13 protein-coding genes are annotated in these 14,652 nt (G+C 72.7%); 4 read left to right on the top strand and 9 right to left on the bottom strand.

Annotation, left to right across the window (positions count from 1 at the left end; genetic code table 11):
- Nucleotides 1–240: 240 nt before the first annotated feature.
- The 9 genes from QUY26_RS01875 to QUY26_RS01835 all read right to left on the bottom strand — a co-directional run bounded on the left by QUY26_RS01875 (nt 241) and on the right by QUY26_RS01835 (nt 10,038).
- A complete protein-coding gene (locus QUY26_RS01875; RefSeq protein WP_289943337.1) occupies nt 241–1,215 on the bottom strand; it encodes an N-acetylglucosamine kinase in 975 nt (324 codons plus the stop codon).
- Nucleotides 1,212–1,889, bottom strand: coding sequence for a uracil-DNA glycosylase (locus QUY26_RS01870; RefSeq protein ID WP_289943336.1), 678 nt, complete (start codon nt 1,887–1,889; stop codon nt 1,212–1,214). Before QUY26_RS01870 ends, QUY26_RS01875 begins: the two co-directional genes overlap by 4 nt.
- A 6-nt stretch (nt 1,890–1,895) precedes the next feature.
- Nucleotides 1,896–2,018 carry a hypothetical protein gene (locus QUY26_RS01865; protein ID WP_289943335.1) on the bottom strand — a complete coding sequence of 41 codons (123 nt, stop codon included), beginning with the start codon at nt 2,016–2,018 and terminating at the stop codon, nt 1,896–1,898.
- Complete coding sequence (locus tag QUY26_RS01860; RefSeq protein ID WP_289943334.1) at nt 2,015–3,100, bottom strand: WD40/YVTN/BNR-like repeat-containing protein; 1,086 nt, start codon at nt 3,098–3,100, stop codon at nt 2,015–2,017. Before QUY26_RS01860 ends, QUY26_RS01865 begins: the two co-directional genes overlap by 4 nt.
- Before the next feature lie 129 nt (nt 3,101–3,229).
- The gene (gene mmuM / locus QUY26_RS01855; RefSeq protein ID WP_289943333.1) at nt 3,230–4,183 is read right to left on the bottom strand and encodes a homocysteine S-methyltransferase; all 954 of its coding nucleotides are present in this window, start codon (nt 4,181–4,183) and stop codon (nt 3,230–3,232) included.
- Nucleotides 4,180–6,357: an ABC transporter ATP-binding protein gene (locus tag QUY26_RS01850; protein ID WP_436840248.1), complete on the bottom strand. Its 2,178-nt coding sequence runs from the start codon at nt 6,355–6,357 to the stop codon at nt 4,180–4,182. The genes mmuM and QUY26_RS01850 overlap by 4 nt, the downstream gene beginning before the upstream one ends.
- A complete protein-coding gene (locus QUY26_RS01845) occupies nt 6,354–7,259 on the bottom strand; it encodes an ABC transporter permease (protein ID WP_289943332.1) in 906 nt (301 codons plus the stop codon). The genes QUY26_RS01850 and QUY26_RS01845 overlap by 4 nt, the downstream gene beginning before the upstream one ends.
- Nucleotides 7,256–8,206, bottom strand: coding sequence for an ABC transporter permease (locus tag QUY26_RS01840; protein WP_289943331.1), 951 nt, complete (start codon nt 8,204–8,206; stop codon nt 7,256–7,258). Before QUY26_RS01840 ends, QUY26_RS01845 begins: the two co-directional genes overlap by 4 nt.
- Nucleotides 8,203–10,038, bottom strand: a complete 1,836-nt coding sequence (locus QUY26_RS01835; RefSeq protein ID WP_289943330.1) for a peptide ABC transporter substrate-binding protein — start codon at nt 10,036–10,038, stop codon at nt 8,203–8,205. Before QUY26_RS01835 ends, QUY26_RS01840 begins: the two co-directional genes overlap by 4 nt.
- A gap of 225 nt (nt 10,039–10,263) precedes the next feature.
- Here QUY26_RS01835 and QUY26_RS01830 point away from each other — a divergent pair, with 225 nt between their 5' ends.
- The 4 genes from QUY26_RS01830 (at nt 10,264) to QUY26_RS01815 (ending at nt 14,640) form a co-directional block, all read left to right on the top strand.
- Nucleotides 10,264–11,535, top strand: coding sequence for an ROK family transcriptional regulator (locus QUY26_RS01830; protein WP_289943329.1), 1,272 nt, complete (start codon nt 10,264–10,266; stop codon nt 11,533–11,535).
- Nucleotides 11,532–13,145 (top strand): M81 family metallopeptidase, encoded by a 1,614-nt coding sequence (locus QUY26_RS01825; protein ID WP_289943328.1) that lies wholly within the window; start codon nt 11,532–11,534, stop codon nt 13,143–13,145. The genes QUY26_RS01830 and QUY26_RS01825 overlap by 4 nt, the downstream gene beginning before the upstream one ends.
- A gap of 61 nt (nt 13,146–13,206) precedes the next feature.
- Nucleotides 13,207–14,025, top strand: coding sequence for a transporter substrate-binding domain-containing protein (locus tag QUY26_RS01820; RefSeq protein ID WP_289943327.1), 819 nt, complete (start codon nt 13,207–13,209; stop codon nt 14,023–14,025).
- A 60-nt stretch (nt 14,026–14,085) separates the two neighbouring features.
- Nucleotides 14,086–14,640, top strand: coding sequence for a hypothetical protein (locus QUY26_RS01815; protein ID WP_289943326.1), 555 nt, complete (start codon nt 14,086–14,088; stop codon nt 14,638–14,640).
- Nucleotides 14,641–14,652: the final 12 nt, after the last annotated feature.

The following is a 14,652-nucleotide window of genomic DNA, read 5'->3' as shown; positions in this document are numbered from 1 at the left end:
CACGATGCCCGCACCGCGTGACGGTGCGCACGAACGCGTGCGCGGTGAGGGTGAGGTGAGCGTGGCGGCGCGCAGGCCGGTGGCGTGGCGGGGCACCAGACGTGAGCGCCGCGACGCACCGGATGGCAGCGCCGCGGCGTACGAGGCGTGAGCGGCGCGCTGCACGAGACGTGAGCGCCGCGGCCCACCGGATGGCGGCGCCGCGACGCACGAGATGTCAGTGCTCTGAGCGCCGGGGTGTCATTCCGCGACGTACAACAGGTGCGGATCGCGAGGGAGCTTGAGGGTGTCCGTCGCGAGGTCGGCCGCCATGCGGACGGCGCCGTCCAGGGGGTCGCCCGCGGCCGCCACGCGGCGTGCGTGCGGAAGACGCTCCGTCAGGCGGGCCGCCAGCGGGTCGAGGAGTACGTCGCCGAGCTTCAGCAGGCCTCCGGTCAGGGCGACTTCGCAGGCCCCGTCCGGAGGGCAGACCGCGGCCGCCGCGTCCGCGATGTGCCCGGCCGCCTCTCGCAGCACCCGCACGGCCACCGGATCCCCGTCCGCCGCGCACCGCCCCACCTCGGGGGCGAACGCGGCGAGCACGGCGGGCCGGTCCGGGCGCGGATACAGCTGCCCCGGAAGCCCGGACAGGGGACTGCCGAACATCTCCTCCGCGCGGGCGCGCAGCGCCGCCGACCCGCCGCGGCGCCCGTCGAAGGCCCGCATCGCCGCCTCGAGACCGGCACGGCCGATCCACGCGCCGCTGCCGCAGTCGCCGAGCAGATGACCCCAGCCGTCGGTCCGCCGCCACGCCGTCAGGTCCGTGCCCAGGCCGATGAGCCCGGTGCCCGCGGCGACGACGGCACCGGGCCGCTGGCCGAGCGCGCCCGCGTACGCGGTGACGGCGTCGGCGGCGAGGGCCACGCGCCGCACCCCGAACAGCTCCGTGAATGCCGACGGCAGCCGGTCCCGCAGGTCGTCGCCGAGCGTCGCCATCCCGGCGGCGCCGACCACGACGGCTTCGAGCCGTCCACCGCCCACTGCGGCGAGCAACTGCCGCACCATGGGCTCCAGTCGCTCCCGCATGTGTGCGGCCTCGATGCCGCGGGGCCCGGTGCGCACCGGCTCCGCGGAGCGCACCGGAGCCGGTGCGGGCAGCCCGTCCGGGACACCGAGGACGGCGCGCAGGCCCGAGCCGCCGGAGTCGACGCCGAGGACGACCGCGGGCCCGGTCACGGCAGCCGCCAGTCCACCGGCTGCGCGCCCTGCCGCTCCAGGAGGTCGTTGGCGCGGCTGAACGGGCGCGAACCGAAGAAGCCCCGGTCCGCCGACATCGGCGAGGGGTGCGAGGACTCCACCGAAGGCAACTGGCCGAGCAGCGGCCGCAGGTTGCGGGCGTCCCGGCCCCACAGGATCGACACCAGCGGACGGCCGCGCGCCGCGAGCGCCCGGATCGCCTGCTCGGTGACCTCCTCCCAGCCCTTGCCGCGGTGCGCGGCGGGCTTGCGCGGGGCCGTCGTGAGCGCCCTGTTGAGGAGCAGCACGCCCTGCCGCGTCCACGGGGTGAGGTCGCCGTTGGACGGCTGGGGCAGGCCCAGGTCGCTGTTCAGTTCGCGGTAGATGTTGATGAGGCTGCCGGGCAGCGGTCTGACGTCGGGCGCCACGGAGAAGGACAGGCCCACCGCGTGCCCGGGCGTGGGGTAGGGATCCTGGCCGACGATCAGGACGCGCACCTCGTCGAACGGCTGCTGGAAGGCGCGCAGCACATTCGGTCCCGAGGGGAGGTAGGTGCGCCCCGCGGCGATCTCCGCGCGCAGGAAGTCCCCCATGGAGGCGATCTGTTCGGCCACCGGCTCCAGGGCCTTGGCCCAGCCGGCTTCGACGATTTCATGCAAGGGTCGTGGTGCCACGGAGCGTCACTCTACTGCCGTACACGCGGCGGCGATCAACCGATGGCCGAAGCTCGCGACGGAGCCCGCCGCCCCCTCGGCGGTGGCCGCCGCGGCCCGGTCGGCGGCGGCCGCGGCGGCCGGGCTCACCCGATGACCGCCGCGCGGACGCACAGCACGTCCGGCAGGTGCGAGGCCAGCTCCTGCCAGGAGTCCCCGTCGTCCGCGGAGGCGTACACCTCGCCGTTGCGGTTGCCGAAGTACAGGCCCGCCGGGTCGGCGCCGTCGGTGCACATGGCGTCGCGCAGCACCACGCCGAAGTGGTCGCCCTGCGGCAGGCCCGCGCTCAGCGGCTCCCAGCTCTTGCCCGCGTCCGTCGTGCGGTAGACCCGACAGCGCCGGTCGGCCGGGACCCGGTCCGCGTCCGCGTTGATCGGGAAGACGTACGCCGTGTCGCCGCGGTGCGGGTGGGCCACCGCCGCGAAGCCGAAGTCGGAGGGCAGGCCCTCGCCGATGTCCGTCCAGTGGGCGCCGCCGTCGTCGCTGCGGTACACCCCCCAGTGGTTCTGCAGATACAGCCGGTCCGGGTCGGCGGCGTCCTTGGCGACCTTGTGCACGCACTGGCCGAACTCCGGGTTCGGGTCGGGCAGGAACACCGCCGACACGCCGGAGTTGGAGGGCTGCCAGCTCGCGCCGCCGTCCCTGGTGCGGAACACGCCCGCCGTGGACACCGCGACGGTCACGGCGGCCGGGTCGCGGGCGTCGGTGAGGATCGTGTGCAGGCCCTCGCCGCCGCCTCCCGGCTCCCACCGCGAGCGGGACGGATGCTCCCACAGGGGCCTGACGAGCTCGAAGGACTCGCCCCTGTCCTCGGAGCGGTAGAGCGCGGCCGGTTCCGTGCCCGCGTACACCACGTCCGGCTCCGCCGCGGCCGGGTGCAGCTGCCACACCCGCTCCAGGGAGGCCCCGGTGTCCTTGGGGAACTTGACGGCCGCCTTCTTCGGCTCCTTCCACGTCCGGCCGAGGTCGTCGGAGTGGAACACCGAAGGCCCCCAGTGGGCGCTGTCGCCGCCGACGAGCAGGCGTGGGTTCGGCGTGCGGGTGTCGATCGCGATCGAATAGATGGCCTGGGCATTGAAATAGGGGCTGTCGTCGAACTGCCATGTGCCCTGTGTGCGGCGCCCGACGAACAGGCCCTTGCGCGTACCAACGGTGAGCAGGACGTCAGTCATGACTGACACCTTTCGGACGGCGTTGTCTCAGGTACCGCTCAGTCTGCACCCAGCCACTGACAATGACGCCTCGGCGCGTTTCCGCCCAGGTCAGGGCGTGTGGTGGGGCCACGGCGAGCCGCGGCCCCGTCAGCCGCGCACGTCCTCTGCCACCTTCTGGGCCACCTTCGCGATCGTCTCGGGACCGACCCGGCAGCAACCCCCGATGAGCCGTGCCCCCGCGTCCCGCCAGGCGGCCGCCTGCCGGGGCGCGAAGCGGGCCGGGCCCCGCCAGGTGCGGCTCGCCGCGTCCCAGGACTCGCCCGAGTTGGGGTAGACCACGACCGGCTTGCCCGTGACGCGGGCGGCCAGCGGGACGGTGGTGTCCGCGTCGCGTGGGTCGCAGCAGTTGACGCCCACCGCGATGACCTCGTCGGCGTCCGCCGCGAGCGCGAAGGCCTCGGCGAGGGGCTGCCCGGCGCGGGTGCGGTCCCCGGACACGGTGAACGACAGCCACGCGGGCACGCCGAGGCCCCGTACCGCGCGCAGCAGGGCACGGGCCTCGTCGACGTCGGGGACGGTCTCCAGGGCGAGCACGTCGGGCGCCGCGTCGGCAAGAACCTCCAGGCGGGGGCGGTGGAAGCGCTCCAGGTCGCCGACGCTCAGGCCGTGCCGGCCGCGGTACTCCGAGCCGTCGGCGAGCATCGCGCCGTACGGACCGGCCGACGCCGCCACCCACAGGGGACGCTCGACCGCGGTGAGCGCCGCCGCCTCGCGCGCGAGAGTGACGCTCAGGCGCAGCAGCTCGGCGGTGCTGACCGCGTCGATGCCGTGCCGGGCGAAGCCCTCGAACGTGGCCTGGTAGCTCGCCGTGGTCACGACGTCGGCGCCCGCCTCGTAGTACGCCCGGTGGGCGGCGCGCACCGCGTCGGGCCGTTCGGCGAGCAGCCGTGCCGACCACAGGTCGTCGGACAGGTCGTGGCCGGCGGCCTCCAGCTGGTTGGACAAGCCGCCGTCGAGGACCAGCGGACCCCGCGCCAGCGCCGTGGCCAGGGCGGAGCCGCCGTTCCCGGGCCCCGCCCGCCTGCTCGCCACCTCGTTCATACCGCCGACGCTAGCCGAGGTGCGGCCAGAGGGAAGTGACATGCGACCTGATGCCCCGCCCCGTTGGGTGTGCTGACCGGTGGTTCCGTCGTCGCGCAGACCTCCTCGGCGAACGGGCAGCGGGTGCGGAAGCGGCAGCCGGACGGCGGCTCGGCCGCGGACGGGGTCTCGCCGCGCAGCGGCTCGCGGTCCCCGCCGGACACCGCGGCGGGGTCGGGCACGTTCACCGTGTCGAGCAGGCCGCGCGTGTAGGGGTGCAGCGGGTGCGCGTACACCTGCTCGGCCGGGCCCGACTCCACGAGCTTGCCGAGGTACATGACGCCCACGGTGTCGGCGAGGTGGCGGATCACGGCCAGGTCGTGGGAGATGAACAGATACGTCAGGCCGCGCTCGCGCTGGAGCTCCCGCATCAGGTTCAGGATCTGCGCCTGGACCGACACGTCCAGCGCCGACACCGGTTCGTCCGCCACCACCAGGTCCGGCGAGAGCGTCAATGCCCGTGCCAGGCCGAGGCGTTGGCGCTGGCCGCCGGAGAACTCGTGCGGGTAGCGGTGCACGGCGCCGCGCGGCAGACCCACGGCGTCGAGGAGGGAGGCCACCAGCTCCTCCTGGTCGGCGCGGGCGCCGACGCCCTGGATGACCAGCGGCTCGCGCAGGATCTCGCCGACCCGCATGCGCGGGTCCATCGCCGCCGTCGAGTCCTGGAACATCAGCTGGATGCGGCGCCGGTGCGCGCGCCGCTCCGCGCGCGAGAGCCCGGCCGGGTCGCGGCCGTCGAAGCGGACCGTGCCCGCCGTCGGCTCCTCGAGGCCCGCCACGATCCGGCCCAGCGTCGTCTTGCCGCAGCCGGACTCGCCGACCATGCCGTACGTCTCGCCCCTGCGGACGGTCAGCGAGACGCCGCCGACCGCGCTGACCGTGCCCCGGCGGCGCGCGAACGGACCGCCGGCGAGGGCGAACTCCTTGACCAGCGCGTCGAGTTCGAGCAGCACGTCGCCGGTCTCGGTGGCCGCGGCGGGCGGCGGCGTCACCACCTGCTCGGCGGGAGCCTCGCCGTACGGCACGGGGTGGAAGCAGGCGAAGCGGTGACCCGCCCCGGCCCCCTCCGGGCCTGCTGCGGCCGCGTCCGACGGACCCCGGCCGCCCGGACCCGGTTCGAGGCCCGGCATGGGCACCGCGTCGGCCTCGAGCTCCGGCTCCCGTTCCCGGCACTCGTCCGTGGCGAACGTACAGCGCGGCGCGAACCGGCACCCCGTCGGACGCGTCGTCAGGCTCGGCGGCAGGCCGGGAATGGTGTGCAGCTCGGTGCCCCGGTCCGCCGCCCGCTCCGGGAGGGCGGCGAACAGCGCTTCGGTGTAGCGGTGGCGCGGGCGCGCGAACAGGCCGCGCACGTCGGCCTGTTCGGCGACCTTGCCCGCGTACATCACCGCGACCCGGTCGACGCGATGGGCGATGACGCCCAAGTCGTGCGTGACGAGGATCATCGCCATGCCCAGGGTCCGGCGCAGGTTGTCGACGAGTTCCAGGATCTGGTGCTGCGTGGTGACGTCGAGCGCGGTCGTGGGCTCGTCGGCGATGAGGAGCTTCGGCTCGCACACGAGGGCCATGGCGATGGCCACGCGCTGGCGCATGCCGCCCGACAGCTGATGCGGATACGCCTTCATGCGCTCGTGGGGCTGCGGCATGCCGACGAGCCGCAGCATCTCCTCGGCTCGCTCCCACGCCTCCTTCTTGCCCATGCCCGCCCGGTGCAGCAGGAGCGGTTCGGCCACCTGCGCGCCGATCGTCATCGTGGGATTCAGCGAGGTCAGCGGGTCCTGGAAGACCATGCCGACGGTGTTCCCGCGGACGGCCTGCAGCGTCGGCGCGGACGCGGCCGCCAGGTCCAGGCCGTCGAGGAGGATCCGGCCGCCGGTGACGGCGCCGCCGGGCGGAAGGAGCCCGAGGACGCTCAGGGCGGTCATGGTCTTGCCGCACCCCGACTCGCCCACGATGCCGAGGGCCTCGCCCGGCGCGAGGTCGAGGCTGACGCCGTCGAGGGCGTGCACGGTGCGGTCGCGCGCGGTGATGTCGACGCGCAGGTCGTCGATGCGGAGCAGGGGCGCGGGTGTGCCGCCCACCTGTTGTGTGTCGTCGATGCCGTCCATGCCGTCCATGCCGGAGAGACCCTTCACTTGCGCAGCCGTACTTCGAACGCGTCCCGCAGCCCGTCGCCGATGAAGTTGAACGCGGCGACGACCAGCACGATCGCGATGCCCGGCGGGAAGATCAGCCACCAGTAGCCGTTCTGTGTGTACGTGATCCCGGCCGACAGCATCGAGCCCCAGTCGGCCGAGGGCGGCGGGATGGACAGGCCGAGGAAGGCCAGGTAGCTGACGTAGAGGATGGCGTCGGCGATCTGGAAGGTGCAGTTGACGATGACGGTGCCGATCGCGTTCGGCACGATGTGCTTGAACACGGCCCGCGCGCCCCCGCCGCCCATCATCCGCATCGCCTGCACGTACTCGCGGTTGCGCAGCGAGAGCGCCTCGCCCCGCACGAGCCGCGCCGGGGACAGCCAGGCGACGGCCGCGATGATGAGGATCAGGACGCCCTTGCTGGGCGTGATGATCGCGGCGACCACGACGAGCAGGAACATCGCGGGAATCGCGAGCGCCGCGTCCGTGATGCGCATCATCGCGGCGTCCACCCAGCCGCCGAAGTAGCCGGAGACGGCGCCGTACACGGTGCCGAAGAGGGTGGCGAGCAGCCCTGCCGCGAGGCCGATCTCAAGGGATGTCCGACCCGCGACCATGAGGCGGCCGACCATGTCGTAGCCGAGGTCGGTGGTGCCGAGGAGGTGGCCGTCGGTGCCGGGGGAGAGGTTCGCCCGGGACAGGTCGGTGTGGATCTGCTCGGTGTCGTACAGGAGCGGGCCTAGGTAGCTGAAGGCGAGGAGCAGCACGAGCAGGACGACGCCGGTGAGGGCGAGCTTGTTGCCGGTGAAGACCTGGAGGGTGCGGCGGGTCAGGGAGGGGGTGGCCTGTGCGGCCTCCTCGTGCCCGGGTGCCGCGTGCGGGGCCGTCGTGGTGGTCATGCCACGCTCCGTATCCGGGGGTCGAGGACGGCGTAGAGGATGTCCGTGAGGAGGGAGCCGAGGACCGTGGCGATGCCGACGACGAGGGTCACGCCGAGCAGCACGGGGAAGTCCGAGCCCTGGGCCGCGTTCCAGAACAACAGCCCCATGCCGGGGTAGTTGAACATCGACTCGACGACGAGCGCGCCGCTGAACAGCGTCGGCAGATACAGGCCGAGCAGCGTCGCGAGCGGGATGAGCGCGTTGCGCAGGACGTGCCGGACCAGGATGCGACGGCTCGACTGACCCTTGGCCATGGCGGTGCGGACGTATTCCTCGGTGAGGTTGTCCAGGACCGCCGAGCGCATGTAGCGGCTGAACATCGCCACGATGCCGAACGCCATCGTCACCACCGGAAGCACAAGGCCCGTGAAGTCGCCGAGGAGTTCACCGACCGACTCGCCCTGCGGTGCCTCCGCCGGAAGGACCGGGAAGACCTGAGCGAACAGGATGATCATGATGAGGCCGAGGAAGAACACCGGCGTCGCGTACAGCAGGAACGCGAGCCCGGTGAGCGCGTAGTCCGAGGCCTTGCCGCGCCGGACCGCCTGCAGCAGACCGAGCGGCACCGCGATGACCACGGCGAGCGCGGTCGACAGGACCGTCAGGAGCAGCGTCTTCGGCAGCCGCTGCTTCAGCAGCTCGAAGACGGGCGAGTTGAGCTTGTACGAGTCCCCGAGGTCGCCGGTGAACAGCCGCTTCAGGTACATGAGGTACTGCGTCGGCAGCGAACGGTCGTACCCCTGCTGATGGTTGAACTGGTCGATCTGCTGCGGGGTGCCCTTCGGTCCGAGGATCGCGCGCGCGGGGCCGCCCGGCAGCATGTGCAGGAGCACGAAGACGATGATGGACACCAGGAAGAGGACCACGAGCGCCTGCAGGAAGCGCTTGACCAGAAAGCCGGTCACTTCTCGGCTCCCTTCTTGACGTAGTACCAGTCCTGCGGCGCGAACGTGACCGTCGGGTTCTGCTCGATGCCCCGCAGGTCGTTGCGGATCACCGAGACCTGGTAGGCGGGGTTGGGCATCCACATCACCGGCAGCTGGTCGGCCAGGTACTCGCCGTACTCGTGCACGGCCTTCATGTCGGGGGAGTACTGCACGGCGCGGATGATGCGGTCGGCCTTCTTGTCGCTGTAGTTGCCGAAGTTCGCCGACGCGCCGGTGGAGAACAGCTGCTCGCCGCTCGGGTTGAGGGGGTAGTACCAGCTGCCGGCAGTGCCGAAGAACGACATGTCCCAGTCGCAGCCGGGGTCCTTCGCCGTGCACGGGACGGATTTGCCGAGCACGGAGTTGAGCGGCTGCTGGCGGACCGTCAGGTCGATGCCCGCCTTGGAGAGCGACGACTTCAGCTCCTGCATCGTGTTCGTCGTCTCCGTGGAGCCCGACTGCGACAGCAGCGTCAGCTCCAGGGGGTCGTTCTTCTCGATGCCCTCGCCGCACTCGTCCGCGCCCGTGCCCGGCCGCACGCAGCGTGCGGTGCCGTCCTTCTTCTCCCAGCCGTGCGACGTGAGAAGGGACTTGGCCTTCGCCACCGAGAACGGGTAGCGGTTGCGCTCCATCGCCTTCGACAGGTACCGGCTCTTCGGCGTCACCGGCACCGGGCCGAGCGTCGGCGTCGCGCTGCCCTGCCAGATGACGTCGCTCATCGCCTTCTGGTCGACGAGGTGCTGCATCGCGCGGCGGATGTAGAGCTGGCGCATCAGCGGACCGGCGTGGGTGGAGTTGAAGTTGTAGACGATGTACGTCGCCGCCCAGCCCTCCCACGGATCGACGCGGTAGCCCTTGTCCTCGAACTTCCCCTTCTGCGCCATCACCGACGGCGGGATGTAGCCGTAGTCGACCCCGCCCGAACGCAGCACGTTGTACTCGGAGTCGGCGGTGGTGAAGGGTTTGAAGACGACCTTGTCCAGGTGCGGGCGCTGGGACCTCGGCCCGGTGAACTTCTCGTTCGGGACGATGGTGACCTGGCCGCTGTCGCGCCAGCCCGCCAGCTTCCAGGGCCCGTTGACCGTCTTCCACAGCGGGTCGGAGCCGTACGACCCGAGGCTCTTCGCGTGCCGGGTGAGCCGGGCGAAGACGGCCTTGGCGCCCTTCTTCGTACGGTCGAAGTCGCCGACGGGGCCGCCGTCGGTCCGCGCGCCCCAGGCGTGCTGGGGCAGTGCCCGCATCAGCGTGAGCTGGTTGGCGGTGAACCAGTCCGGGTTGTACGCCCGGGTCAGGCGCAGTCGCACCGTGTGGTCGTCGAGCGTCTCGAAGCGTTTGACGTTGTCGGGCATCGTGCCGAGCGAGTAGTTGCCCCAGTTCGTCTTGTTGGCCTTGAGGAGGTTGAACCAGAACTCCAGGTCGCGGGCCGTGACGGGCTTGCCGTCGGACCACTTCACGCCCTTGCGCAGCGGCACGGTCACGGTCCTGTTGCCGTCGGAGTACTTCGGCTCCAGGCCGAGCGTGCTCGGGCCGTGCGTGGTCAGGCCGCCCTTGTCCTTGTCGAGGACGGCGTCGTACACCGGCATGAACAGCAGGAACTGGATGCCCGCGTTGTACGAGGCGCCGTAGCCCGGCGGGCCGATCGGGAAGATCCAGTTGGGCGTCGCGTTGGGCGGCAGGGCCATGGTCGCCGTGCCGCCCTCGACCGGGACGCCGCCGGTCGGGCCCATGTCGACGCGGCCGCCCTCGCGGGTGCAGCCGGTGAGGACCGCGAGCACGAGGCCCGCGGCCGCGGCTGCCTTGACTGAGCGCATGGTGGTGGGCCTCCAGGGACTGCCGGGACCGATCCGTACACGTGAGCGGTAGGGAGGCCCGAACGCTAGGCCTGTGGAGAAAAGCAAGTCAAGAGCTTCGTTCGGCAAAGAATGTGAAAGGTCGAGAGTTGGGGCGCCTTTCTTGGAAGGTCTGGTCAACTTCGTTCGTGGCGACCTAGTGTTCGGCTGGTACTCGAAGCAACTCGTCGAACGAACGGGGTCGGTATGGCCAGCAACGCACACGACGAACCCGGATCGGCGCAGCACATCGTGCGACTGGTCTCGTCGGGCGCGGCCGCCTCCAGGGCCGACCTGGTGCGGGAGCTGGGGCTCGCGCCGTCCACCGTGTCGCTGCGCGTCCAGGAACTCGTCACCGCCGGTGTGCTCACCGAGTCCGGCGAGGGCGCCTCACGCGGCGGGCGCCGCCCTCGGCTCCTGCGGGTGCGCGCCCAGGGCGGCATCGCGCTCGCCGCCGACCTCGGCAGCCACCACGCCCGCCTCGGCGCGGTCGCCCTCGACGGCACCGTCCGCGACACCGCCGACCTGCCGCACGACATCACCGCCGGGCCCGAGTCGGCCGTGGACTGGCTGTGCGAGCGCGTCACCGAACTCGCCGCACGGGAAGCCGAGGCGGGACGCACCGTGCGCGCCCTCGGCGTGGCCTTCCCCGGCCCCGTCCGCCCCGGCGAGGGCCGCGTCCTCAGCCCGTCCCGCATGCCCGGCTGGCACCGCTACCCGCTGCGCGAGGTCCTCGCCGACCGCATCGGCCTGCCCGTGTCCGTCGAGAACGACGCCACGATGATGGCCGTCGGCGAGCACGCCGTGGCCCGCCCCGACCTCGGCCACATGGTCGTCGTCAAGGCAGGCCGGGGCATCGGCAGCGGCGTCATCGCCTCGGGCCGCCCGCACGACGGGGCGAACGGCGCGGCGGGGGACATCAGCCACGTACGGGTCGAGGAGGCCGGTGACCGGCCGTGCAGCTGCGGGAACATCGGCTGCCTGGAGACCGTCGCGAGCGGCGCCGCGCTGATCCGTGAACTCGCCCGCCAGGGCGTGGAGGTGGCGACCACCGGCGAGCTGCTGCGGCTCGTCGCCGACGGCGATCCGCTGGCGACCACCCTGGTGCGCACCGCGGGCCGCCACATCGGCGCGGTCCTCTCCGTCGTCGTGAACTTCTTCAACCCGCAGGCAGTGGCGCTCGGCGGCGTCCTCGCCACCGCCGAGCCGCTGGTCGCCGCCGTCCGGGGCGTGCTCTACGAACGCTGCCTGCCCGTGTGCACCGCCGACCTGGAGATCACCACCACGGTGACGGGACCGGACGCGGGCCTGCTCGGCGCGGGCCTCACCGCCCTGCGCCGCCACCTGCGGACGGACCCCGCGGACCCCGCGGCCTGGGGCCCCGACAGGGACCAGGGACCGTCCGGCACCACCACCCAGGACGCCACCGCCAAGGAGCCCTCCGCCCCCGCCGACCAGGAAGAGAGCGCACCCGCATGACCACCGCCCCGGCCGCCCACGCGACCGCCCCCGCTGTCACCCACCGCCGCCTGCGCGTCGGTATCGGCGGCATCGGCATCGAGTCCTCCACGTTCTGCCCGCACCGCTCCACCGCCGACGACTTCCGCCAGACCCGCGGCCGGGAACTCCTCGGCCGCTACACCTGGACCCAGCCGGACTCCGACCTCGCGGACCTCGTCGAGTGGGTGCCCCTGCTGCACGCGACCGCGCTCCCCGGCGGCCCGGTGGAGGCCGATTCGTATCTGACGCTCAAGGACGAACTGGTCACCCGGATCCGGCAGGCGGGCCCCCTCGACGGGCTCGTGTACGACATCCACGGCGCCATGAGCGTCGTCGGCCTCACCGACGCCGAGGCCGACCTGACGGAAGCCGTCCGCGCGGCCCTCGACAGCGTCGGCACGCCCGACGGCACCGGGCGCCCGATGATCTCCACCGCCATGGACCTGCACGGCAACGTCTCGCACCGCTTCGCCGCGCCCGTCGACCTGCTCACCGCGCACCGCCTCGCCCCGCACGAGGACGCCTGGGAGACCCGCGAGCGCGCGGCCCGCAACCTGGTCCGCTGTCTGCGCGAGGGCAGGCGCCCGCACCGCGCCTGGGTGCAGGTGCCGGTGCTGCTTCCGGGCGAGAAGACCAGCACCCGCCTGGAGCCCGCCAAGTCCCTGTACGCCTCGCTCGCCGACATCGAGCGGCTGCCCGGCATCCTCGACGCGGCGATGTGGGTCGGCTACGCGTGGGCGGACGAGCCGCGCTGCCAGGCCGCGATCGTCGTCACCGGAGACGACGCGGAACGTGCCGCCGCCGAGGCCGGACAGCTGGCCCGGCGCTACTGGGACGCCCGGCGCGACTTCGTCTTCGTCGGGCCGACGGGCAGCGCCGAGGAGTGCGTCGAGCGGGCCGTGGCCTCGACGATGCGGCCGTTCCTCATCAGCGACTCCGGTGACAACCCGACGGCGGGTGGCGCGGGGGACCTCGCGTACATGCTCGGCAAGCTCCTGGAGAACGACGCGATCCGCTCCGGCGAGGTCACCGCCGTGCACCCGGGCATCACCGACCCGGTCGCGGTCGCCCGCTGCTTCGAGGCGGGCGTGGGGGCGCAGGTGTCGCTCTCCGTCGGCGGCAAGGTCGACGCCAACCACGGCGGACCGTACGCACTCACCGGCACCGTCGTCGCCCTGCAGCGCGCCACCGACCGGAAGGACCGGGCCGAGGGCGGCGCGTACGACCGGGGCGTGGACATGGCGGCGGTCCGGGTCGGCGGACTCACCCTGATCCTGGTCGAGCGCCGCAAACCCTTCCACACGCTCGCCGATTTCACGGGCCCGGCCGACGGTGGCCTCGGCATCGACCCGCGCACCTACGACCTGGTCGTCGTGAAGATCGGCTACCTGGAGCCGGAGTTGTACGACATGGCGGCCGACTGGCTGCTCGCGCTCACCCCGGGCGGCGTCGACCAGGACCTCAAGCGGCTCGGCCACCACCGCGTGGAGCGGCCCCTTTACCCCTTCGACGACGGCGCGTACGAAGACGGCGCGGGCCCCGACCTGACGGCGGCCCTGCTGCCGCCGCTCACCCCGCACCGCGTCTGACGCCGACCGGTACCGTCCGATGCCGACCGGTACCGTTCGATGCCAGAGAGGAACCGCCCGCATGAAGCGTGCCGCCATCCTGTCCACCCTCGTCTGCCTGCTCGCCGTCACCGCCGCCGCGCCCGCCGCGCCCGGCACGGGCCGGGGCCACCACCCCGCGCCCGGCAAGGGCACCCTCCTCGACTCCGTGCCGAAAAAGGGCGTCCTGCGGGTCTGCACGACCGGCGACTACCGCCCCTTCACCCACCGCGAGGCCGACGGGACGTACAGCGGCATCGACATCAAGATGGCCCACGACCTCGCCGATTCCCTCGACGCCAGGCCGAAGTTCGTCGCGACGACCTGGAAGGAGATCGCCGACGACGTCGCGGACGGGCGCTGCGACATCGCCGTCGGCGGCGTCTCCATCACACTGCCGCGCGCCCGCAAGGTGGCCTTCAGCGAGCCGACCCGCGAGGACGGCAAGACACCGATCGTGCGCTGCGCCGACAAGGCGCGGTTCGGGGACGGGGCGCTGGCCGACATCGACAAGCCAGGGACCAAGGTCGTCGTCAACCCCGGCGGCACCAACGAGCAGTTCGCTCGCAAGCACATCAAGCAGGCCTCCCTGATCGTGCACCCGGACAACTCCACGATCTTCAAGGAGATCATCGACGGCCGCGCGGACGTGATGATGACCGACGCCAGCGAGACCCGCTACCAGGCGAAGATCCACCCCGAGCTGTGCGCGCTCCACCCCGACAAGCCCTTCACCTTCTCCGAGAAGGCCTACGCCGTGCCCCGCGCGGACGCCCAATTCCGCGAGTACGTCGACCAGTTCGTGCACCTCGCGACGCACGACGGGACGTACGCGGCGTACGAGGCGGAGTGGATGGAGTGAGGGCGGTGTGAGCGCGCGCGGTTGATACGATCCCCGCTCCGACTTCGGGGGGAACGGGTGTTGACAGGAGAAGGGCTGCCCGACGACGTCGCCGGGCAGCGCGACGACGGCTCCGCCACCGGCGGCGGGCAGCCCGACGCGCGGATGCGGCACCTCGCCGAAGAGGTCAGGCAGATCGCCGCCGAGGCGCGGATCGGCGCACGACGGGCCCAGCGGCGCAGCAAGCTGTGGAACGCCACCTACATCTGCCTCGGCTTTCCGGCCGCCGTGCTCGCCGGCATCTCCGGCGCCGCCGGCCTCGCCTCGCCCGGGGCGCGGGTGCCCGCGGCGATCCTCGCCCTGCTGTCGGCGGGCTTCTCGGCCGGGTCGACGTTCCTGCGCGCCGACGCGCGGCAGATGGCGAACCTGCGCCGCAGGTACGCCTGGCAGAACCTGGAGACCCGGGCCCGTCTGATCCTCGCGCACGAGGCGTACGAGGGCGTCGAGGAGCTGCACACCGCGCTGGTGGCCCTGCTCGAGATGCGGGCGGCCATCCCCTCCAGCGCCCTGGTCCTCGCCGAGGCCGTGCCGCCGCCGCTCCAGGCCCCGGCCGCGCCCACGCCGCCGGGGGCGTAGGCCGTCCCTTCG

This window comes from Streptomyces flavofungini, assembly GCF_030388665.1.
GTDB classification, from domain to species: domain Bacteria; phylum Actinomycetota; class Actinomycetes; order Streptomycetales; family Streptomycetaceae; genus Streptomyces; species Streptomyces flavofungini_A.
The sequence above is the reverse complement of the archived record's forward strand: the minus strand, read 5'-3'. Positions and strand labels throughout refer to the sequence as shown.